Source organism: Microbacterium sp. H37-C3 (assembly GCF_027157935.1).
Taxonomy (GTDB): Bacteria; Actinomycetota; Actinomycetes; order Actinomycetales; family Microbacteriaceae; genus Microbacterium; species Microbacterium plantarum.
In genome coordinates this window covers 333,978-353,328 of the sequence record NZ_JAPVLR010000003.1, presented here as the reverse complement: position 1 = coordinate 353,328, position 19,351 = coordinate 333,978, and the positions used below count along the sequence as shown (strand labels likewise).

Sequence of the window (19,351 nt, the reverse complement as noted above, 5' to 3'; positions counted from 1 at the left end):
TCTCAGATTAGCCGCAGGGGCTGAGAGCCATCACGTACCCCGGAGCGCCTCCGGCTGCTCGGGAAGGCGGTCGCCCTGCTCCGCGTCGAGACGTTGCTCGGCCGGACCGCGCCCGACGAGCGGGGCCTGCTTGATCTTGAAGGCGAACAGGATGATGAGGAACCATCCCCAGTTCAGCAGCGGTGCCGACTCGGCGAGCCCCTGGACGAGCAGGATGGTCGCGACGAGGGAGGGAACGAGCGTCAGAGCCGTATACGGGCGATCGGCCACGAGGTCCCACCGGGGCCGATCGACCGCGAAGAACCAGGACCGCCAGACGAACGCCAGCAGTGCGAGCGCGATGAGAGCGACGCCGATGAAGCCGAGCTGGAGCGCGACGTCGAGCCACATGTTGTGCGCCTGCATGACGCTGACGCCGTGGTCGACGATCCAGCCGTCGAACGCCGGGTCTGACGGAACCCAGGGGGTCGAGTAGCCCCACCCGATCAGCGGCCGCTCGGCGATGCGCTCGCCGACGGCGTCCCAGATCCGCTGACGTCCCGTCAGATCGGACGAGCGGCCGAGCAGATCGAACACCGTGTCGCGCGCGAGCCACACGACGGCGCCGCCGAGGCCGGCGACGACGAGGTACATGATGTAGAAACGCGTGCGCTCGCCGGGGCGGCGCGCGGTGCGCATCAGCAGGATCGTCACGAGCACGACCGCCACAGCGATGGCGCACAGGAGCGCGGTGGCCGAGGCCGCCCGCCAGAAGAGGAAGACAGCGAGCGCCGTCCAGAGCCCGAGCAGGAACCTGCGCGGCGCGCCCGATGCGATCCGCACGATGAAGACGATGATCGCCAGGAGGGCGATGTACGCGAGGGGGTTGGCGTTGCCGAAGATCCCCTGGAGTCGGCCGCCGTTGAACAGGTTGTCACGTGACCAGAGGGTGATGGGGTGGCCGGCGTAGTCCGCGTCGGGTCGGACGAAGCCCGGGAGGATGTCGCCGCGCCAGATGAGGGCGACCCACAGTTCGAACAGGATGGACAGTGCCAGCATCCACTTCAGCGCCGCCGCGACCGCGCGCAGGATCTCGCGCCAGGTCAGCACCGCGCCGACGAACATCGCCTGCACGGTCGTCGATACGAGCAGCAGCAGCGTGAGCTCGGTGGCGCCCAGCCACGCGGACCACAGCATCGACATCACGGCCCACGCGACGTAGGCCAGCGCGAACCACGGCAGGCGGCGCCACTGCACCCGCGGCCGCAGCGAGACCCAGAGGACCGTCGACACGAGTCCGGTCGCGACGACGACAACGCCTGCGACCGCCGGGCCGAACGCCATCAGCCAGCTCGTGCCGGCCATCGACGCGGCGATGACGAAGACGCACCACGCCCGCAGGAGGAGATGCCCGGTGGTCTCTCGCGCGGGCGCCGCGGGAGGCGCCGAGACGGGGTGGCGTGAGTAGACGGCCATGGTGCAGACAGGCTATCGCGGCGGCGCGTCCGGCACCCGATCCGACAGTGCCCGCGCTCTAGGCTGGGCTCGTGCTGATTCCGATCTCGAACATCGCCAGAGACTACGCATGGGGCTCCCAGACGCTCATCGCCGAGCTGCAGGGTCGCGAGCCGTCGGGGGAGCCCGAAGCGGAGATCTGGTTCGGTGATCATCCGGGCAGCCCGTCGCGCGTCGACGACGGCACGGGACGCCCGCTCGACCTCGCCCTGTCCGAGGCCGGGATCGCGCCGCTTCCCTACCTGCTGAAGATCCTCGCGGCGGCGACGTCGCTGTCGATCCAAGCGCACCCTTCCCGGGAGCAGGCAGCCGCGGGATTCGCGCGCGAAGAGGCGGCGGGCGTCCCGCGCGATGCCGGGGACCGCCTCTACCGCGACGAGAATCACAAGCCCGAGATCATCGTCGCCCTCTCGGATTCATTCCGCGCGCTGGTCGGATTGCGGCCGATCGCCGACACCCAGCGTCTGCTCGCCGCTCTGGGCGAACGTGCGGGCGTCGTCGCGTTGGCCGCTGCGCTCACGCCGACCGACGCCGAGGACGAGTCTGCGGCGCTCCGCCGCGTCATCGGATGGGCGCTCTCGGGCGAGGCATCGGATGTCGTGACCGACCTCGCCGCTGCGCTCGACCGATCCGTGGGGGCGGGCCGCTCGGACTCGGACTTCGCCGCCGAGACGGCCGTGCTCAGCGAGATCGCGGGTGCATTCCCCGGCGACCCGGGGCTCATCGTGGCGACCCTCATGAACCTCGTCGAGCTGCGACGAGGCGAGGCGCTCTTCGCGCCGGCGGGTGTGCTCCACGCTTATCAGGACGGCCTCGGAGTCGAACTGATGGCCGCCAGCGACAACGTGCTCCGCGGTGGCCTCACGCCCAAGCACGTCGACGTGACGGAGCTGCTGCAGATCGTCAGCACGGACAGCGGTCCCGCGCCGATCGTCGAGCCCATCGAGGTCGCGCCCGGGGTGTTCGGCTATGACGTCGGCGTGCCGGACTTCCGTCTCGCGCGCGTCGAGACGACCTTCGAGGCGGTCACCGAGATCGCGCTCGCCGGCACGGCGATCGTCCTCGCGACGCGCGGCGACGTCGTCGTCGAAGCGCACGGCAAGCGCGTGGAGCTCGTGCCCGGCACGGCGGCCGTCGTCGCGGCGGAGTCCGTCGCGATCGGCGGCGCGGGGGAGGCGTTCGTCGCGCAGCCCGGCGCCTAGCGAGTCGCGACACGCCGATGGAGCGTCGCGAAGCTTAAACATGGGCTTGAGGGTTTACGATCCGCGACTTGACCCAGAGGAATCACACGGGTGTAATTAATGCGAGACACGCGGCTCGCGTGCCGGCCGGCGAGGAGGGGACACGATATGACGGCATACCGTTCGGGCGTTCCCGACAACTGGTTCGTCGATCCGGTCAACCTGGGCGTGCCCGGTGTTCGCCGCGTCGACACCGACGGCGACGACAATGCGCTCGCCTGGCAGACCGACGCGCTCTGCGCGCAGACCGACCCCGAGGCGTTCTTCCCCGAGAAGGGCGGCTCCACCCGCGACGCCAAGCGCATCTGCACGTCGTGCGACGTCCGCGGGGAATGCCTCGAGTACGCCCTGCAGAACGACGAGCGCTTCGGCATCTGGGGCGGCCTCAGCGAGCGCGAGCGCCGCAAGCTGAAGCGTCGCGCGGTCTGACGAGCTCCGGCGGCCGGGGTCGCTGATATCGGCGAACCGCCTCGCCGCTGTCGAGCTCGCTCAGAATCGCCACCTAGGCTTGCTCCGTCATGCCCGCCCGTGTTCATGCGCTCCTGGTCGTGCGTCCCGATGGACGCGCACCGGCGGCCTTCCATCTCACGCGCACGCTCGCCGCGCTGCGCGATCAGACGCGCGCCGTCGACGCATTGACGATCGTGCTGTGCGGCGGCGACGACCGTCTGCGCGCTCTCGCGGAGGAGTCGGGTGCCGAGGTGGTGATCGCCGCGCCGTCCCGAACGGGCTTCGCTGCCGCGCTCCGGCTGGCGTCACGGCGTCTCGACGGTGACGCGGTGTGGCTGCTGGCGCAGGACGTCGCGCCCGAGCCGCAGGCGCTGCAGCGGCTGGCCGCCGCCCTCGAGACGGCGCCGTCCGTCGCGATCGCCGTTCCGAAGCTCGTCGAGTGGGATGACAACACGCGCATCGTCTCGCTGGGACGCTCGATGACGAGGTTCGGCGCTGCGGTCGGTCTCGCTGACGGTGAGCACGACCAGGGCCAGCACGACGGTACGGACGACGTCCTCGGCGGTGATGTGCGCGGCATCCTCGTACACACCGCGGCGTGGCGGGAGCTCGACGGGCTCGACGATGCCCTCGCCGGTGCCGACGAGGGGCTCGATCTCGGCGTGCGCGTGCGTCTGGCCGGCGGCCGCGTGGTCCTCGCGCCCGGGGCGCGCATCGCCGTCGCGCACGACGGGGTGGCCGGCCCCCCAGCACCGCGGACCACGGGCGCCCGCGCCCGCGTCACGCATGCCGCACGCGTCGCGCAGCTGCACCGGCGATTGGTTTACGCCCCGCCGCCCGTCGTCGTACTGCACTGGCTCACGCTCCTGCCACTGGCGCTCTGGCGCAGCGTCGTCGACCTCGTCGGCAAACGTCCCGCGCGGATCGGCCCGGAATGGTCGGCCGCCGTGACCGTGCTGGTCCGGTTGCGTGCCGTCGCCCGCGCCCGACGTCGGATCGCTCGTCACCGGCGCGCATCCTGGTCGCAACTGTCGTCGCTGCGAGTCAGCTCGCGGGTCATGCGGCAGCGTCTCATCGAGGATCAGCCCGCCGGCGACGGTCCGCGTCGGACCGAGCTCGGCTTCTTCTCCGGCGGTGGTGCGTGGGCAGTCCTCGCAGCCCTCGTCGTCTCGATCGCGGCGATGCCCGCGGCATTGAGCTGGCCCTCCATCGGCGGCGGAGCCCTCGCTCCGCTCGCCGCCAACGCGGCCCGCGCCTGGTCCGAGGCGACGGGTGCGCAACGACCGCTCGGGTGGGAAGCGGTCGGCCCCGCTGACCCGTTCAGCGCCGTTCTCGCTGTGCTCGCATCGTTCTCGCCGACGGACCCGTCGCGCGCGCTCGTGGTGCTGTGGCTCCTCGCCCTCCCGCTCGCGGTGCTCGGCGGATGGTTCGCTGCCACGCGCGTCACCGAGCGTGCGGCGCTGCGCATCGTCGGTGCCGCGATCTGGGCGCTGGCGCCGATGTTCCTCGTGGCGCTGGGCGACGGGCGCCCGGCATCCGTCATCGTCCACCTCGTGCTGCCGTGGCTGGCGTTCACCGCTGCCGGCGCTCACCGTTCGTGGGGCAATGCCGGTACCGCGTCCATCCTGCTCGCGGTCGTCTTGGCCTGCTCCCCGGTCCTGTCCGCCCCCGTCGTGATCATCTGGGTCTTCGCCGTCGTGCTGTCGATGGTGCTCCGAGGCCGGCGCGCGGCGTTCCGGTGGCTGTGGATCATCGTCCCGTCGCTCGCGCTGTCGGCACCGCTCGTCCTCGCCCGGCTTCGCGCCGGAGACCCGTGGTCGCTGCTGGCCGACCCGGGGGTGCCGTGGAGCGGCCCGCGATTCGCCGATGATGTCGTCGGGAGATTCCTGTTCGCCGCCGGGTTCCCTGCAGATGCGGGGTGGGCGGCCTTCACGGGAGCCTCCGGCCCGGTGTGGTGGTTGCTGCTGTTCACCGCGCCGCTGCTCGCGCTCGCGCTCGCCGCTGCCGCGTCGACGCGTGGCTTCGTCGGAATCGTGCTCCTGGCCATCGCGGGGCTGGGGGTTGCGACCGCCTTCGCCGCGGCAGGCCTGGCCGTCGCGATCGACGGGACGACCGCGATCCCGCTCTGGCCGGGCGCCGCCCTCAGCCTCGCGTGGATCGGAGTCGTCGGCGCGGCGCTGCTGACGCTCGACAGCGTGGTGTCGGTTCGAGCGGTCCGGACGGTCGCCGCCGCGATCGCCGTCGCCGGTCTGGTCGTCGCAGCCGTCCCGACGCTGACCGCTCACGCGCGGGATGCCGCGGCCGTCGGCCGCGGCGAGACGAGCACCCTTCCCGCGTTCGTTGCGGCCGAGGGGGCGAACACGCCGGGACTCGGAACCATCGTTCTCACTCCCACCGACGACGGTGTCGCGGTCGATGTCGTCTGGGGCGGCAGCGCGACGCTCGGCGGCCAGTCCTCACTCGTCACCGCGCGCACGGAGCTGACCGAGGGCGATCGGGAAGCGGCGCAGGTCGCCGCCGACCTCGTCGCCGATACCGCGAACGACGTCGTCGGCGAGCTGCGCGACCACGGTGTCGCGTTCATCCTGCTCGCCTCGAACGGCGACGACGAATCCGCGGCGGCCCGCAGCACACGCCTCGCGGCGGCGACGGCGCTGGGCAGCCGCGACGGCTTGGACGCCGTCGGCTCGACGGACAAGGGCGAGCTGTGGCGCCTGTCCGGTGAGGTGGCTCCCCGGGCGGACGCGCCGGCATCCGCGCGCGCATTCGCCGCCGCAGCGTGGAGCGGCATCGCCGCGGTGTTCGCCATCGCCCTGCTGCTGGCCCTGCCCACGCGGGGCAGCCGATCGGCATCTCGGGCCGCTCCGCGTCTCGTGGGGATACGCGCGCTCCGCAGGAGGGACCGATGACCACGCGAACTGCACTCGTGACCCGTCTCGTGGCGGGAGCCGTGACCGCTGTCGTCATCGGCGGCGGCGTGATCGCTGCCGCTGCCGCGCCGTGGCCGACCCTCACGCGCGAGCCGATGTCGCTCGACGTTGTGCCCGAGGCGGCGCGCTCGGTCGCGGCGTGCGACGGACCCCTGCTCGCGCTCGGCCGTGACGCGACGGCTGCGAGCGCGATCACCAGCGCCGCGTCGTCGACCGTCGTCGCGGCTGCCGACGGGGCCGAACCCACCGAGTACACCCTCGCCGCCCCTGACCGTGCGGACGACGGCGCACCGCCGGCGGCCTTCTCGGCAGAGCCGACGGGAGGTCGGCCGACGGATCTCGGCGCGGCGTCGGCCGCATCGCTCGACGAGGCCGACCTGCGCGGACTCGCCGTCTCGGCCTGCACGCGTCCCGCGATGGAGTCGTGGCTGGTCGGCGGATCGGCGGCGACGGGCGCCAGCGACCTGGTCCTCCTGACGAACCCGGGCGATGTCGCCGCGACCGTCGACCTCCGCGTGTTCGGCGCCGACGGTATGCAGGAACCCGTCGCGGGACAAGGCATCGTCGTCGGGGCTCGCTCGCAGCGGGCCATCCCCCTCGCGGCTCTCCGTCGCGGCGAGCAGAGCCCGGTCGTGCAGGTCACGGCCCAAGGCGCCCCCGTCCGGGCCTCGCTGCAGTCGACACTGACCCGCACGCTCATCGCGGGCGGAGTGGACCAGATCGGTGCGAGCGCGCTCCCCGCTCCCCAGCAGGTGATCCCGGCCGTGAACGTGACGGTCGCACCCGACTCCGGCGCTTCGGCCGGAGGGCTCTCGGTGCGCCTGATGGCCACAGCGGCCGACGCAGGCGCGAGCGTCACGGTGCGTTCCGTCGCGGACGGCGGTGTGGTGTCCCAGCAGGATGACATCGCCCTCACGGCTGGCCGACCGGTCGAGCTCGAGGTGACGGGGATGCCCGTCGGCGACTACACGGTGACCGCGACCGCGGATGCGCCTCTCGTGGCGGCGGCATGGACATCGACCGACCTCGCGGCCCCTGCCGACTTCGCCTGGGCGGTGGCAGCGCCGCTCGTCGAGGCCCCCACTCTCGTCGCCGTCGCGCCGGCCCCCGCGCCGACGCTCACGCTGACGGCCGAGCGCGAGACCGTCGCGACGGTGACGCCGGTGAGCGGCGGAACGCCCCGGACGGTCGAACTCGCCGCCGGGCAGTCGAGGACGATCGAGGTCGAAGCCGGAACGATCTACCGGATCGATCCCGGGGCCGGCGGCATCCGCGGTTCCATCGGCTTCTCGGGCGACGGACAGCTCGGAACCTACCCGGTGGCCGGTTCCGCCGCGGCGGCGGCCGAACTCACGGTCTATCCCTAGGCGTCGGTCAGAGGAAGCGGAAGCGATCGGGCCCGAGATCCCACGGGTCCCGGTCCAGGTACTCGGCCGCAGCGCGGAAGACGCAGCTCTCGACCATCATCCGGCGGTGCAGGTCGTCGTTCCGGTGCAGTCGGTTCAAGCGCTCTATCGGCAGGCGGTACAGCACGATCCGTTTCTCGGCGGCGAAGACCTGCCAGCGAGGGATGCCGTCTTCGTCACTCGCCGCGGGCATCCCGGCGACCTCGAAGCGGACCTCCCGCAGCTCGGGCCAGGCGCTGCGCAGGAACTCAGCAGCGGTGCCCACCGACAGATCGAATCGCTCGGAGCGCGTCTCGAGGGGAGGCAGTGGCGGCCGCACGACGGGGCTCCGGTCATCGCGGCCATGACGGCCGTGCCGCGACGGCCGGTTCCGCCGCGGCGGGGCGGGTCGGGAACGACGCCGGATCATGAGGCCATCTTATGCCGCGAGGGGCGGGGGCTCGGCGCGGCATCCGGACGTACGGGGTACACGGCGTTACCGTGGATGCGATGCGCGAGAGACTGTGTTCGAAGGTGGGCTGCGCCCGCGAGGCCGTGACGACCCTCACCTTCGACTACGGCGACCAGATGGCCGCGCTGGGTCCGCTCGGCGGCGGAACGGACCCGCACGCGCACGACCTCTGCGCGATCCACACCGAGCGCCTGTCGGTGCCGAAGGGCTGGGTCGTCATCCGGCACGAGACCCTGCGGGTCTGACCGGAAATCCGCGCGGCGTCTCCTGGGCCGCGCCGACGAGCGCCGCTGCGCGCTCGTCGGTTCGCATGATCGCGGCGTACTCGCGGTCGCGTCGCACCGCCACGACCGCTCGCACGAGCGTCTCCGGGTCCGAGTGCGGCAGGGGTGAGACGAAAGGTGCGATCTCGGCGGCGATCATCGCCGCCGAGCGCGAGCGCGCCCCCGGTTCCATGCCCTCGGCCGAGCGTGCGAACTGCGTCGCCCGTCGGGCGACGCGATCGGGCAGTCTTCCCACATCGGCCACCTCTGCCCAGTCCTGCAGCTGACCGGGGACGGGACCGGCGGGGCCGGGGAGGCGGGGCGCGCGCGTGCGTTCGCAGTACGTTCCCGCGACCATGTCGCCGAGGCGCGTCGACCGGGGGGTGAAGGTGGCGACGATCCCAGCGAGTGCGCCGAAGGTGAACCAGATCTCCAGCACACCGACGAGGGCACGGATGAAGGCCTGTCGGAATCCGGTGGCCCCGCCGTCGCTGCGCACGATTCGCCCGCCGACTGCCAGCTTCCCGAGGCTGCGGCCACGCGTGAGCGTCTCGATCGCCGTCGGGATCACGACGAGCACGAGGACCAGCGCCGAGACGACGAGGATCCCGGACAGGTTCTCCAGGCCGAGGCCGCCGACGACGAAGCCTCCGACGAAATAGGAGAGCACCAGCAGCGCGACGCCGCAGAGGACATCGATGAGTGCCCCGAGCGCCCGGAGGAAGAAGCCGAGCGGCTGAACGTCGAGCGCGACCGCCTCACCGGTGAGGATCTCGTCCTGGGCGATCTGCACCGGGGGAGCGGGCGTGGTCATGGGTACAGTTAAGCAAATGGACCTCGACGCCCTCGTCGCCGCGCGACGCGCCGAATGGGATCGGCTCGACGCGCTCGGTCGCGCCCGCCGTCTGTCGAGCGAGGAGGTCGACGAGCTGGTCACCCGCTATCGCGCGGCGTCGGCCGATCTGGCCGACATCAAGACCTCCGCGGGTCGCAGCGTCGAGGGCGACCGGCTCTCGATGATCCTGTCACGCGCGAGGCTGCGGCTGACCGGTGCCCCCGAGAACGTGCTGCGGCAGCTGCCCCGGTTCTTCCTGCAGCAACTTCCGGCGGCGCTGTACCGCGTGCGCTGGACAACGCTGGTGGTCGCGGTCGGTTTCGTCGTGGTCAGCGCCCTCGTGGCTTTCTGGGTATCGGGCGATCCGGCAGCGGTGGCCGCCCTCGGCTCGCAGGCGCAGCTCGAGCAGTACGCCGAGAACGATTTCACCGCCTACTACAGCGAGAACCCCGCCGCGGTGTTCGCGGGAACCGTGTGGACGAACAACGCGTGGATCGCCGCTCAATGCGTGCTGTTCGGGATCACCGGCCTCTGGCCGGTCATGGTGCTCATGCAGAACGCCGTCAGCATCGGTCAGGCGGCGGCGATCCTCATCTCGTTCGACCGCGGCGATGTCTTCCTGCTGCACATCGCGCCGCACGGCCTGCTCGAGCTGACCTGCATCTTCGTCGCGGGGGCGACGGGGCTGCACATCTTCTGGGCGTGGGTCGCGCCCGGGCGGCGCAGCCGTGGCGAGGCGCTCGCGGCAGCCGGCAGATCCCTCGCGACGGTCGCGATCGGACTGATCCTCGCGCTCGCGCTCTCCGGCCTGGTCGAGGGCTTCGTGACGCGTCAGCCCTGGCCGTGGCCGATCAAGATCGGCATCGGTGCACTGGCCCTCGCGGTGTTCCTCGCTTACATGCTGGGCCTCGGGCGCATCGCCGCGCGTCGGGGCGAGACCGGCGACCTCACCGAGTACGAGGCGGGAACACCGCGTCTGGTGGCCGGATGAGCCTCGCGTGTTCATCCTTGCTTTATTTGATCTGATCAAAAATGCCGGATAGGATCGGGGCATGACGATCGCGACCGCTCCCGAGGCCATCCGCGCCTTCGGTCTGCGTGTGACCGAGTCGCGCTCGGCCGTCTACGCCGCTCTGCACGCGCGGCCCCACGCCAGTGCCGATGACGTCTATGCCGCCGTCGTCGAGCGGATGCCGCAGACCAGTCGGCAGTCGGTGTACAACGCCCTCAATGACTTCGCCGACGCCGGTCTCGCTCGGCGCATCGAGCCCGCCGGCCGCTCCATGCTGTTCGAGCTGCGCGTCGGCGACAACCACCACCACCTCGTGTGCACCGAGTGCGGCCGGGTCGAAGACGTCGACTGCGCCGTCGGGCACACGCCGTGCCTGCACCCGTCCGACGACCACGGGTTCGAGGTCGCCTCGGCCGAGGTGACCTACTGGGGTCGGTGTGCGGCGTGCGCCGCATCCGCGACGCCGGCAGCATCCTGATCTTCTCTCTCTCCCGAAAACCCCCAACGGAAGGATCCCCATGAGCGATCGCGACCAGCAGTCCGCGCCCATCGGCGAGGACGTGACCGACACCGACCAGGCGGTCACCCCCATCGACACACCCGAAGACGAGCGCGCCGACGGCGAGACCCGGCCGCGTTCCAACGACGCCGGCGGCTGCCCCGTCATCCACGGCGGCGAGCAGGGACAGGGGCACGGCCACGGATCGCACGGTGGACAGCCTCACCCGACGGTCGGCAACGCCAACCACGTCTGGTGGCCGAACCAGCTCAACCTGCGCATCCTGAAGAAGAACCCCGCCGTGGCCAACCCCGTCGGTGAGGACTTCGACTACAAGGCCGCGTTCGAGTCGCTCGACCTCGCCGCCGTGAAGAAGGACATCGAAGAGGTCCTGACCACCTCGCAGGACTGGTGGCCGGCCGACTTCGGTCACTACGGCCCGCTCATGATCCGTATGGCCTGGCACTCGGCCGGCACGTACCGCGTCACCGACGGCCGCGGCGGCGGTGGGGCCGGCCAGCAGCGCTTCGCCCCCCTGAACAGCTGGCCCGACAACGTCAACCTCGACAAGGCTCGGCGCCTGCTGTGGCCCGTCAAGAAGAAGTACGGCCAGTCGATCTCGTGGGCTGACCTCATGATCCTCGCCGGCAACGTCGCGCTGGAGTCCATGGGCTTCTCGACCTTCGGCTACGCCGGCGGCCGTCCCGACGTCTGGGAGCCGGACGACGACGTGTACTGGGGCCCCGAGACGACGTGGCTCGCCGACGAGCGCTACTCCGGCGACCGTGACCTCGAGAAGCCCCTCGCCGCCGTGCAGATGGGCCTCATCTACGTCAACCCCGAGGGTCCGAACGGCGAGCCCGACCCGCTGAAGTCGGCCCGCGACATCCGTGAGACGTTCGGCCGCATGGGCATGAACGACGAGGAGACCGTCGCCCTCATCGCCGGTGGCCACACCTTCGGCAAGACCCACGGCGCGGCCCCCGACTCGAACCTCGAGGACAACCCCGAGGCCGCGGGCGTCGAGATGCAGGGCCTGGGCTGGAAGAACAACTTCGGCACCGGCCACGGCGACGACACGATCACGTCGGGCCTCGAGGTCACCTGGACGTATCACCCCACCCGCTGGGACAACGAGTTCTTCCACATCCTCTACGCCTACGACTGGGAGCTCATGCGCAGCCCCGGCGGCGGACATCAGTGGCGTCCCGTCAACGGTGCCGGTGCCGACATGGTGCCGCTCGCGCACTCCGACGGCCGCCGCGAGCCGCGCATGCTCACGAGCGACCTCGCGCTGCGCATGGACCCCGCCTACGACGAGGTCTCGCGTCGCTTCAAGGACGACCCGGTGGCCTTCGGCGACGCGTTCGCGCGCGCCTGGTTCAAGCTCACGCACCGCGACATGGGCCCCATCGCCCGCTACCTCGGACCCGAGGTGCCGCAGGAGGAGCTCATCTGGCAGGACCCGCTGCCCGCCGTCGACCACGTGCTGATCGATGACGCGGATGCCGCCGACCTCAAGGCGCGCATCCTCGCAACCGACCTGACCGTGAGCGAGCTCGTCTCGACGACGTGGGCCGCGGCTTCGACGTTCCGGGGCAGCGACAAGCGCGGCGGTGTCAACGGCGCCCGCATCCGTCTCGCCCCGCAGAAGGACTGGGAGGCCAACAACCCGGCCCAGCTGCAGCGCGTGCTCGGCGTGCTCGAGAGCGTGCAGGCGTCGTTCAACGACGGCCGTACCGACGGCAAGAAGGTCTCGCTGGCCGACCTCCTCGTGCTGGCGGGCAACGCCGGTGTCGAGAAGGCCGCGCGCGACGGCGGCGTCGAGGTGACGGTTCCCTTCCGTCCCGGACGCACCGACGCCACCGCGGAGCAGACCGACGAGCTGTCGTTCAGCCACCTCGAGCCGGTCGCCGACGGATTCCGCAACTATTACGGCCCGAACGCGTTCCTGCCGGCGGAGCACCACCTCATCGACAAGGCGAACCTGCTGACGCTGAGCGCGCCCGAGATGACCGTGCTCGTCGGTGGCCTCCGCGCCCTGGGAGCGAACTACGACGGATCGTCCTTCGGCGTGTTCACCGAGCGTCCGGGCGTGCTGACGAACGACGTGTTCGTGAAGCTGCTCGACCTCGGCGCCACGTGGAAGCCGCTCGACCCCGGCTCGCACGCCTTCCGCGGCGTGAACGCCGACGGGTCGGAGATCGGCATCGGCACGCGCGTCGACCTGCTGTTCAGCTCCAACTCGGAGCTGCGCGCCATCGCCGAGGTGTACGCCTCGGATGACGCGAGCGAGAAGTTCGTGCGCGACTTCGTCGACGCTTGGACCAAGGTCACCGAGCTCGACCGATTCGACCTGCGCTGAGCCGCAGCATCCCTGCGAAGGCCCGTCCCGATTCCCCGGGGCGGGCCTTCGTCGTCCCTGCTCGCGCTGGTTCGGGTTGGGGTTTGGGTTGGCAGTTGGGGCCCCAACCTGGGCCGCGAGGGGGCGCGAGCTGCCAGGTGAGCAGGGGCTGCGGGTGTGGGTTGGCAGTTGGTGCCCGAACTCGAGGCGCGAGGGGGCGCGAGCTGCCAGGTGAAGGGGAAGCCGCAACGCGGGGCCCGGGGTAGAGCACGGCTGCGGGTTGGGTCAGAGGCGGCCGGCGGCCTTCAGTGCGAGGTAGTGGTCGGCGACCGCGGGGGGCAGCACGTCGGGCGTCGCGCTGAGGGCGGCGCCGCCGGCGCGACGGATCGCCGCCGCGACCGACTCCGAATCGCGCGTGGCGTGCGCGATCGCGGCTTCGCGGTAGACGTCCTCGGCGGTACGCTCAGCCGGCGCAGGCTCGGGTGCATCCTGTGCCGACCCGACGAGAACGGTGGCGCGCTCCGTGAGCGATGGCAGGGCTCCGAGGAAACCTCGGGCGGCATCGGGGGCGTCCTGCGCGGTCAGCAGCACCACGAGAGAGGGCCGCGACGTCAGCGCACGCACCTCCGTGAGCACGGCGTTCCAGTCGGTGTCGATGAGCGTCGGCTCGACCGGTGCCATCGCGTCCACGAGGGCAGGGAGCAACCGCGGGCCGTCGATGCCGGTGACTCGCGCGCGCCGAGCACGGTCGAACATGAGCAGATGGACATGGTCGCCGGCACGTTGAGCGAGGGCGCTGAGCAGCAGCGCCGACTCCATTGCGGCATCCAGACGGACACCGTCACCCACGCGCGATGCGCTGGTGCGGCCCGTGTCGATGACGATCACGACGTGACGATCGCGTTCCGGACGCCAGGTGCGCAGCATCGTCGTCCCGGCGCGGGCGGTCGCGCGCCAATCGATGGAGCGGACGTCGTCCCCCCGCACGTATTCGCGCAGGCTGTCGAACTCCGTGCCGCGCCCGCGCACCTGGACGCTCGTGTTTCCATCGAGCTCGCGCAGCCGGGCGAGCCGCGACGGCAGATGCCGGCGCGAGGCGAACGGGGGCAGCACGCGCAGTGCACCCGGTGCCGCGATCACGCGCTGCCGTCCCGCGAGGCCCAGCGGGCCGCGGCTGCGCAGCGCGACGAACGCCGAGCGCAGCTCGCCCCGGCGCCGGGGGAGGAGCGGCATGGCGACAACTCTCCGCTCACCCGCAGGGAGGTCGACGGCGGCGCGGGCGTCGCCGGCACCGGCGGTCGGCTGCCAGCCGTCGCGAAGGAGACCACGGATACCGCGGGCCCCGCGATTGCGCAACAGGATGCTCGTCTCGACGGGCTCGCCCGCCCGCGCGCGTGAGGGGATGCGACGCTCGATCTCAACGGTGCGCAGCGGTCCGGCGGCTATGACGTCGACGGTGGCGAGGACGAGGCACAGCCCGATCCACGCGAGCGCCGCCCACGCCGCATCGAGCCCCGCCGCGGGGGCGAGCACGACGGGCACGACGCCGGCGGCGACGAGCAGCACGAACAGGCCGGAGAGGTACACGACGCCTCAGATCGGGACGCGGGTCTGCTGCAGCACGGAGCTGAGGATCGTGTCTGCGGAGACGCCCTCGATCTCGGCATCCGGGCGCAGCTGCAGCCGGTGGCGCCACGCGGGAACGAGCATCGTCTGCACGTGGTCGGGCGTGATCGCCGGGTAGCCGCCCAGCCAAGCCCACGCCTTGGCGGCGGCGAGCAGCGCGGTCGCGGCACGCGGGCTCGCGCCCAGCTGGACGGACGGGGACTGCCGGGTCGCCCGGGCCAGATCCACGACGTATCCGAGGACGTCGTCCGAGACCGCCACGGCGGCCGCGGCCTGCTGGGCGGCGCGGATCTCGGCCGCTGTCACGACCGCCGACACACCCGCGCTCTCGAGGGATCCGGGTCGGAAACCGTCGGCGTGGCGGCGCAGCACGGCGATCTCGTCGTCGCGCGCGGGCAGGTCGATCACGAGCTTGAGCAGGAAGCGGTCGAGCTGGGCCTCGGGCAGGGTGTAGGTGCCTTCGTGCTCGACCGGGTTCTGCGTCGCGGCGACGAGGAACGGATCGGGCAGCGGACGCGAGACGCCGTCGGCCGAGACCTGGCGCTCCTCCATGGCCTCGAGCAACGCGGCCTGCGTCTTCGGCGGCGTGCGGTTGATCTCGTCGGCGAGGAGCACATTGGTGAAGACGGGCCCGGAACGGAACTCGAACTCCCCGGCGCGGGCGTCGTAGACGAGCGATCCGGTGACATCGCCCGGCATGAGGTCGGGGGTGAACTGGATGCGGGCGGTGTCGAGGCCGACCGCTCGGCTGAAGGTGCGCACGAGCAGCGTCTTGGCGACGCCGGGCACGCCCTCGAGCAGCACGTGTCCGCGGCCGAGAAGCGCGATCAGGAGGCCCGTGACGGCCCCGTCCTGTCCGACGACGGCCTTGCCGACCTCGAGCCGGACGCGGTTCATCGCCTCGCGCAGGTCGCCGGGTGCGGTCTCGCTCATGGGGTGTTCCTTTCGGGACGGACGGATCGGAGGACTGCTGCTTCCACCTCGCGCAGACGGTCGGCGGCGTCGACGAAGTCGCGATCGATACGGGGGAGGTCATCGAGCAGGATGCCGCGGACGCGCGCGCGATCGTCTCCGATGCGGCTCGCCGCGGCATCGGCGATCGCGCCGGCGTCGGCGGCGCCGAGTCCCAGCAGGCGCGCGATGCGGCGCAACGTCTCGCGGCGGAGCTGGTCGAGCGCGTGCACGGGGTCGGCTGACGCGGCGTACAGGCGTGCCCGACCCTCGGTGGTCTCGGACGCGCGGGCGGTGACGGGCAGATTCTCCACCACGAGCGGGCCGAAGCGCCGGCCCCGCCAGATGGCGGCCGCGACGGCCGAGGCGACGAGCAGGAGAATCGACGGTGTCACCCAGGGCGGCGTGAGCTCACCCAGCGACGGCGCGGCGGTGAGAGAACCGTCGCCGATCGACGGCAGGTACCACACGACGATGCCGGTGCCGCCCAGCAGATTCAGGCCGAGCGCGGCGTTGCCCGCTTCGGCGAGCCGTTGGTTGACCAGCAGCGCGGTCGCGTCCAGGGCGACGACAGTGTCGGCGCCGCGGCCCGAGACGATGAGGCCGTAGCCGTCGCCGGCCGCGTAACAGGTGCGGTCTGCGCCGTCTCCGGTGAACACCTCGCCCGGCCGGACCGGCCCGCTGACGGCTGCGGCGGGCAGGTCGCATGCGGGTGCGACGGCTGAGCCGTCGCCGAAGCCGGCGCTGCGCGGTTCTCCGAAGAGCACACGCAGATCGCGCGTGCGCGGCTCGAGCAGGACGACGACGGAGGCGGCATCCCGCAGCTCCCGGAGGTCGTCGTCATCGAGGGGTGCGGTGTCGGCTATCGCGAGCGTCGCGTCGCCGCCCTCGAGCGCCTGGAGGGCGGCCGTGCGGTCGCGGGCGATCTCGACCTCGACGCCGCGATCGCGCAGCAGTTCGGCCAGTGCGCGCGAGCCCTCCGGCCCGGCGGCCTCCGGATCGAGGAGGCCCTGCGCCGGCATGGTGTTGATGCCGGCGACGGCGGCGACGGCGAGGCCGGCGACGAGAAGGCCGGCGGTCACCGCCGCCCAGCCGAGCACCGAGCGCGATCGACGGCCGACGGGCGGCGTCGCGACCCCCGCGCTCATGCGGGCACCTCGACCCGCGCGCCGGCCAGTCGCTCATCGAGGGTGCGCACGGCGGCGTAGCCCTCGGCTGTTCCCGGGCGTCGAAGGTAGCGAACGTCGTCGAAGGTCCGCGCCACCGCTTCGAGCTCGACGCTCTCTGCCGGGAAGGCGCGCCCCGCCTCAGCAGCGAAGCGATGCACGGTCGTGCCCGGGGCCGGGTCGACGATCGTCCGCTCGGCGAGTCCACGGGCGAGCGCACGCATGCGCAGCACGATGGCTTCGTCCCACGCGCTGCGGCGCGCGGCATCCTCGGCGTCCGAGCGCAGCTGAGCGGCGCTTCTCGTCTCGTCCTCACCGAAGAGCGGCACGCTCGCGCGCGAGCGGACGACCGCGCGGGGACGCCCCCAGATGAGGATCGCCACGGCGACCAGCACCAGCAGCACCACGATCGCGCCGACCGCGAGCCACGGGCCGAGCGTCGCGGGGACCTGCCCGCTGAAGAGAGCCGCGAGGAAGTCGACGACGCCGCGCGCGAAGCGGTCGATCGGGGTGGGCTCGGCCTCCTGGTACGCGGTCTTCGACAATTCCTGTTCCGCCCATCGACGGGCTTCGTCCGGGTCGGGTGCGATCGGGGTGGCGAAGAGCCTCATGCGCGGTCAGCGCCCGGAGCGGTCCAGTCGGTCGACGACGGGCGGTCCGCCGGTGCGACGGGGGGCTCGGCGGCCGCGGCGGGCTGTTGCGGCGCGGGCGATCCGGCGGGCGGGGACTGAACGGGCTGATAGCCGGGGTACTGCGCGGCCGGCGGCGGGTAGCCCGGCTGCGTGCCGGCATAGGCCGCGGGCGGCTGCCAGCGTCCGTCCATCGCGCGTCCCACGTTTCGCCGATACGGATCGGGCGCGGGCGTGCCGGCATCGCGCTGATCGATGTACGCCGACAGATCGAGGTCGAGTCCCTCGCGGCGCATCCGGCAGTCGACGTAGACGAGCGCGCCGGCGGTCGACTGGACGATGACCGCGATGGTCTGGATGAGGGTGACGAACGCCTGGGCGAACAGCGTGCCGACGAGCAGGGCGATGATCTGGCCGGGTTCGGGGTCGCCGGTGGGAGTGATGACCGATGTCAGCCCCATCGTGACGAACGAGAAGGGCACGCTGATGACCTGTGCGAGGATGCCGAAGCTCATCGAGATGATGACGATGATCCCGAGGGTCGGCCAGAACCGGCCGCGGGTGAGCCGCCAGGATCGCCCGATCGCCCCGAAGACGCTCGCCTGCTCGAGGACGATGACCGAGGGCACCAGCAGCAGCTTCGTGCTCAGCCACAGGCTGAGCGGTATCGCCGACAAGGCCAGGAGGATGGCGAGGACGATCGCCGCCGGCCCCACGCTCACGGCGAGCCCGATGACGCCCGCGGCGAGGACGCCGATGACGACGGCCACGATGAGGAAGACCAGAGCCGAGTATCCGATCAGTCGCCACGCCACCGGCTTCACCCGCTGCCACAGCGCGCCGAGCGTGTGCTTCTCGGCGACGACGGCATGGGCCACCTCGCTGACCACGACGCCTTGCACGAGCACGCCGAGCGCGCCGGAGGCCAGCGACAGCACCAGCGCCGTCGCCCCGCTGATCGCGATGGACCCGGCCAGGACCGTCTCGAACTCGTCGGTGCCGGGGCGCAGCGACGCGAGTCGGCCGAACGTCGCGAAGCCCACCGCGACGATGCCCGCGGTGGCGACGAGGATCGCGACCGTCTGCACGACCAGCGCGAAGCCCAGCAGCACCTTGGGGTTCTGCCGCAGGGCGGAGAACGAACGGCCCAGGATCACCCCGAACGAGAGCGGATGAAGCGGGATGATGCCGGGACGCGGCGCCGGCGTCCACGCGGGGTATGACGTCACGATGCACTCCTGGAACAGTCGGCTCGGTCGAACCCATCGTGTCACACGAGGGCGCGGCATCCGGAGTCGCGGGTCCGTGGGTCGGGTACGGTGAATACGCGCACGTCGCGCGCGAGCCCGAGCCGAAAGACGAACGCCGCCCATGACTTCTCGCATCCTGGTGGTCGATGACGACACCGCACTGGCGGAGATGATCGGCATCGTGCTGCGCACCGAGGGGTTCGACACCGTCTTCTGCGCCGACGGCGCGGCGGCTGTCGAGACCTGGCGCACCGAGAAACCCGACCTCATCCTCCTCGACCTCATGCTCCCCGGCGTGGACGGCATCGAGATCTGCACGCAGGTGCGTGCGGAGTCGGGCGTGCCGATCATCATGCTGACCGCGCGCACCGACACGGCCGACGTCGTGCGCGGGCTCGAGTCGGGCGCCGACGACTACATCGTCAAGCCGTTCAATCCCAAGGAACTCGTCGCCCGCATCCGCACGCGCCTGCGCCCCGCCGTCGCGTCGGCCTCCGAGTCGCTGCGCATCGGCGACCTCGTCGTCGACGTCGAGGGCCACGAGGTGCGGCGCGGCAGCGACGCCATCGCGCTGACGCCGCTGGAGTTCGAGCTGCTCGTCGCGCTCGCCTCGAAGCCGCAGCAGGTCTTCTCGCGCGAGATGCTCCTCGAGCAGGTGTGGGGCTACCACTACAAGGCCGACACGCGGCTCGTGAACGTGCACGTGCAGCGGCTGCGGGCGAAGGTCGAGATCGACCCAGACAACCCGCGCATCGTGACGACCGTCCGCGGCGTCGGCTATCGCGCCGGCGCCGTCATCTGACG

17 protein-coding genes are annotated in these 19,351 nt (G+C 71.8%); 9 read left to right on the top strand and 8 right to left on the bottom strand.

Going from position 1 to position 19,351, the window contains the following annotated elements:
* Positions 1–30 precede the first annotated feature (30 nt).
* On the bottom strand, positions 31–1,455 hold the full coding sequence (locus O1W71_RS10740; protein WP_269267829.1) for an O-antigen ligase family protein: 1,425 nt from the start codon (positions 1,453–1,455) through the stop codon (positions 31–33).
* A 71-nt stretch (positions 1,456–1,526) separates the two neighbouring features.
* On the opposite strand from O1W71_RS10740, the gene manA reads away from it, so the two are divergent.
* The 4 genes from manA (at position 1,527) to O1W71_RS10720 (ending at position 7,482) form a co-directional block, all read left to right on the top strand.
* Positions 1,527–2,696, top strand: coding sequence for a mannose-6-phosphate isomerase, class I (gene manA / locus O1W71_RS10735; protein WP_269267828.1), 1,170 nt, complete (start codon positions 1,527–1,529; stop codon positions 2,694–2,696).
* 147 nt (positions 2,697–2,843) lie between these two features.
* The gene (locus O1W71_RS10730) at positions 2,844–3,164 is read left to right on the top strand and encodes a WhiB family transcriptional regulator (RefSeq protein ID WP_023955405.1); all 321 of its coding nucleotides are present in this window, start codon (positions 2,844–2,846) and stop codon (positions 3,162–3,164) included.
* 89 nt (positions 3,165–3,253) lie between these two features.
* Positions 3,254–6,094, top strand: coding sequence for a glycosyltransferase family 2 protein (locus O1W71_RS10725; RefSeq protein ID WP_269267827.1), 2,841 nt, complete (start codon positions 3,254–3,256; stop codon positions 6,092–6,094).
* The gene (locus O1W71_RS10720; RefSeq protein ID WP_269267825.1) at positions 6,091–7,482 is read left to right on the top strand and encodes a DUF5719 family protein; all 1,392 of its coding nucleotides are present in this window, start codon (positions 6,091–6,093) and stop codon (positions 7,480–7,482) included. Before O1W71_RS10725 ends, O1W71_RS10720 begins: the two co-directional genes overlap by 4 nt.
* A gap of 7 nt (positions 7,483–7,489) precedes the next feature.
* Here the strand turns inward: O1W71_RS10720 and O1W71_RS10715 are convergent, their stop codons facing one another.
* On the bottom strand, positions 7,490–7,930 hold the full coding sequence (locus O1W71_RS10715; RefSeq protein ID WP_269267824.1) for a metallopeptidase family protein: 441 nt from the start codon (positions 7,928–7,930) through the stop codon (positions 7,490–7,492).
* Between the two features lie 80 nt (positions 7,931–8,010).
* Between O1W71_RS10715 and O1W71_RS10710 the strand changes: the two genes are divergently transcribed.
* Positions 8,011–8,217, top strand: a complete 207-nt coding sequence (locus tag O1W71_RS10710) for a DUF3499 family protein (RefSeq protein WP_036305938.1) — start codon at positions 8,011–8,013, stop codon at positions 8,215–8,217.
* Here the strand turns inward: O1W71_RS10710 and O1W71_RS10705 are convergent.
* The gene (locus tag O1W71_RS10705) at positions 8,189–9,049 is read right to left on the bottom strand and encodes an RDD family protein (protein ID WP_269267822.1); all 861 of its coding nucleotides are present in this window, start codon (positions 9,047–9,049) and stop codon (positions 8,189–8,191) included. The genes O1W71_RS10710 and O1W71_RS10705 overlap by 29 nt on opposite strands.
* A 16-nt stretch (positions 9,050–9,065) precedes the next feature.
* Between O1W71_RS10705 and O1W71_RS10700 the strand changes: the two genes are divergently transcribed.
* The 3 genes from O1W71_RS10700 to katG all read left to right on the top strand — a co-directional run bounded on the left by O1W71_RS10700 (position 9,066) and on the right by katG (position 12,946).
* Positions 9,066–10,061 (top strand): stage II sporulation protein M, encoded by a 996-nt coding sequence (locus tag O1W71_RS10700; protein WP_269267821.1) that lies wholly within the window; start codon positions 9,066–9,068, stop codon positions 10,059–10,061.
* A gap of 61 nt (positions 10,062–10,122) precedes the next feature.
* A complete protein-coding gene (locus O1W71_RS10695; RefSeq protein ID WP_269267820.1) occupies positions 10,123–10,560 on the top strand; it encodes a Fur family transcriptional regulator in 438 nt (145 codons plus the stop codon).
* A gap of 40 nt (positions 10,561–10,600) precedes the next feature.
* Positions 10,601–12,946: a catalase/peroxidase HPI gene (katG, locus tag O1W71_RS10690; RefSeq protein WP_269267819.1), complete on the top strand. Its 2,346-nt coding sequence runs from the start codon at positions 10,601–10,603 to the stop codon at positions 12,944–12,946.
* A gap of 264 nt (positions 12,947–13,210) precedes the next feature.
* Here the strand turns inward: katG and O1W71_RS10685 are convergent, their stop codons facing one another.
* From O1W71_RS10685 to O1W71_RS10665, 5 genes are read right to left on the bottom strand one after another with little or no spacing between them, the layout of a single operon-like run.
* Complete coding sequence (locus O1W71_RS10685) at positions 13,211–14,512, bottom strand: DUF58 domain-containing protein (protein WP_269267818.1); 1,302 nt, start codon at positions 14,510–14,512, stop codon at positions 13,211–13,213.
* Between the two features lie 6 nt (positions 14,513–14,518).
* On the bottom strand, positions 14,519–15,484 hold the full coding sequence (locus O1W71_RS10680; protein ID WP_269267817.1) for an AAA family ATPase: 966 nt from the start codon (positions 15,482–15,484) through the stop codon (positions 14,519–14,521).
* Positions 15,481–16,650 (bottom strand): DUF4350 domain-containing protein, encoded by a 1,170-nt coding sequence (locus O1W71_RS10675; RefSeq protein ID WP_269267816.1) that lies wholly within the window; start codon positions 16,648–16,650, stop codon positions 15,481–15,483. The genes O1W71_RS10680 and O1W71_RS10675 overlap by 4 nt, the downstream gene beginning before the upstream one ends.
* A complete protein-coding gene (locus O1W71_RS10670; RefSeq protein WP_269267815.1) occupies positions 16,647–17,279 on the bottom strand; it encodes a DUF4129 domain-containing protein in 633 nt (210 codons plus the stop codon). Before O1W71_RS10670 ends, O1W71_RS10675 begins: the two co-directional genes overlap by 4 nt.
* A complete protein-coding gene (locus O1W71_RS10665) occupies positions 17,276–18,526 on the bottom strand; it encodes a hypothetical protein (protein ID WP_269267814.1) in 1,251 nt (416 codons plus the stop codon). The genes O1W71_RS10670 and O1W71_RS10665 overlap by 4 nt, the downstream gene beginning before the upstream one ends.
* Before the next feature lie 142 nt (positions 18,527–18,668).
* Here O1W71_RS10665 and mtrA point away from each other — a divergent pair, with 142 nt between their 5' ends.
* Positions 18,669–19,349, top strand: a complete 681-nt coding sequence (gene mtrA / locus O1W71_RS10660) for an MtrAB system response regulator MtrA (RefSeq protein WP_112617343.1) — start codon at positions 18,669–18,671, stop codon at positions 19,347–19,349.
* The last annotated feature ends 2 nt before the right edge of the window (positions 19,350–19,351 follow it).

What these genes read in the sequence shown, in the direction of transcription:
- O1W71_RS10740 (WP_269267829.1), bottom strand. Translation starts at nt 1,455, where the DNA reads ATGGCCGTCTACTCACGCCACCCCGTCTCGGCGCCTCCCGCGGCGCCC.
- O1W71_RS10730 (WP_023955405.1), top strand. Translation starts at nt 2,844, where the DNA reads ATGACGGCATACCGTTCGGGCGTTCCCGACAACTGGTTCGTCGATCCG.
- O1W71_RS10725 (WP_269267827.1), top strand. Translation starts at nt 3,254, where the DNA reads ATGCCCGCCCGTGTTCATGCGCTCCTGGTCGTGCGTCCCGATGGACGC.
- O1W71_RS10720 (WP_269267825.1), top strand. Translation starts at nt 6,091, where the DNA reads ATGACCACGCGAACTGCACTCGTGACCCGTCTCGTGGCGGGAGCCGTG.
- O1W71_RS10715 (WP_269267824.1), bottom strand. Translation starts at nt 7,930, where the DNA reads ATGATCCGGCGTCGTTCCCGACCCGCCCCGCCGCGGCGGAACCGGCCG.
- O1W71_RS10710 (WP_036305938.1), top strand. Translation starts at nt 8,011, where the DNA reads ATGCGCGAGAGACTGTGTTCGAAGGTGGGCTGCGCCCGCGAGGCCGTG.
- O1W71_RS10705 (WP_269267822.1), bottom strand. Translation starts at nt 9,049, where the DNA reads ATGACCACGCCCGCTCCCCCGGTGCAGATCGCCCAGGACGAGATCCTC.
- O1W71_RS10700 (WP_269267821.1), top strand. Translation starts at nt 9,066, where the DNA reads ATGGACCTCGACGCCCTCGTCGCCGCGCGACGCGCCGAATGGGATCGG.
- O1W71_RS10695 (WP_269267820.1), top strand. Translation starts at nt 10,123, where the DNA reads ATGACGATCGCGACCGCTCCCGAGGCCATCCGCGCCTTCGGTCTGCGT.
- katG (WP_269267819.1), top strand. Translation starts at nt 10,601, where the DNA reads ATGAGCGATCGCGACCAGCAGTCCGCGCCCATCGGCGAGGACGTGACC.
- O1W71_RS10680 (WP_269267817.1), bottom strand. Translation starts at nt 15,484, where the DNA reads ATGAGCGAGACCGCACCCGGCGACCTGCGCGAGGCGATGAACCGCGTC.
- O1W71_RS10675 (WP_269267816.1), bottom strand. Translation starts at nt 16,650, where the DNA reads ATGAGCGCGGGGGTCGCGACGCCGCCCGTCGGCCGTCGATCGCGCTCG.
- O1W71_RS10670 (WP_269267815.1), bottom strand. Translation starts at nt 17,279, where the DNA reads ATGAGGCTCTTCGCCACCCCGATCGCACCCGACCCGGACGAAGCCCGT.
- mtrA (WP_112617343.1), top strand. Translation starts at nt 18,669, where the DNA reads ATGACTTCTCGCATCCTGGTGGTCGATGACGACACCGCACTGGCGGAG.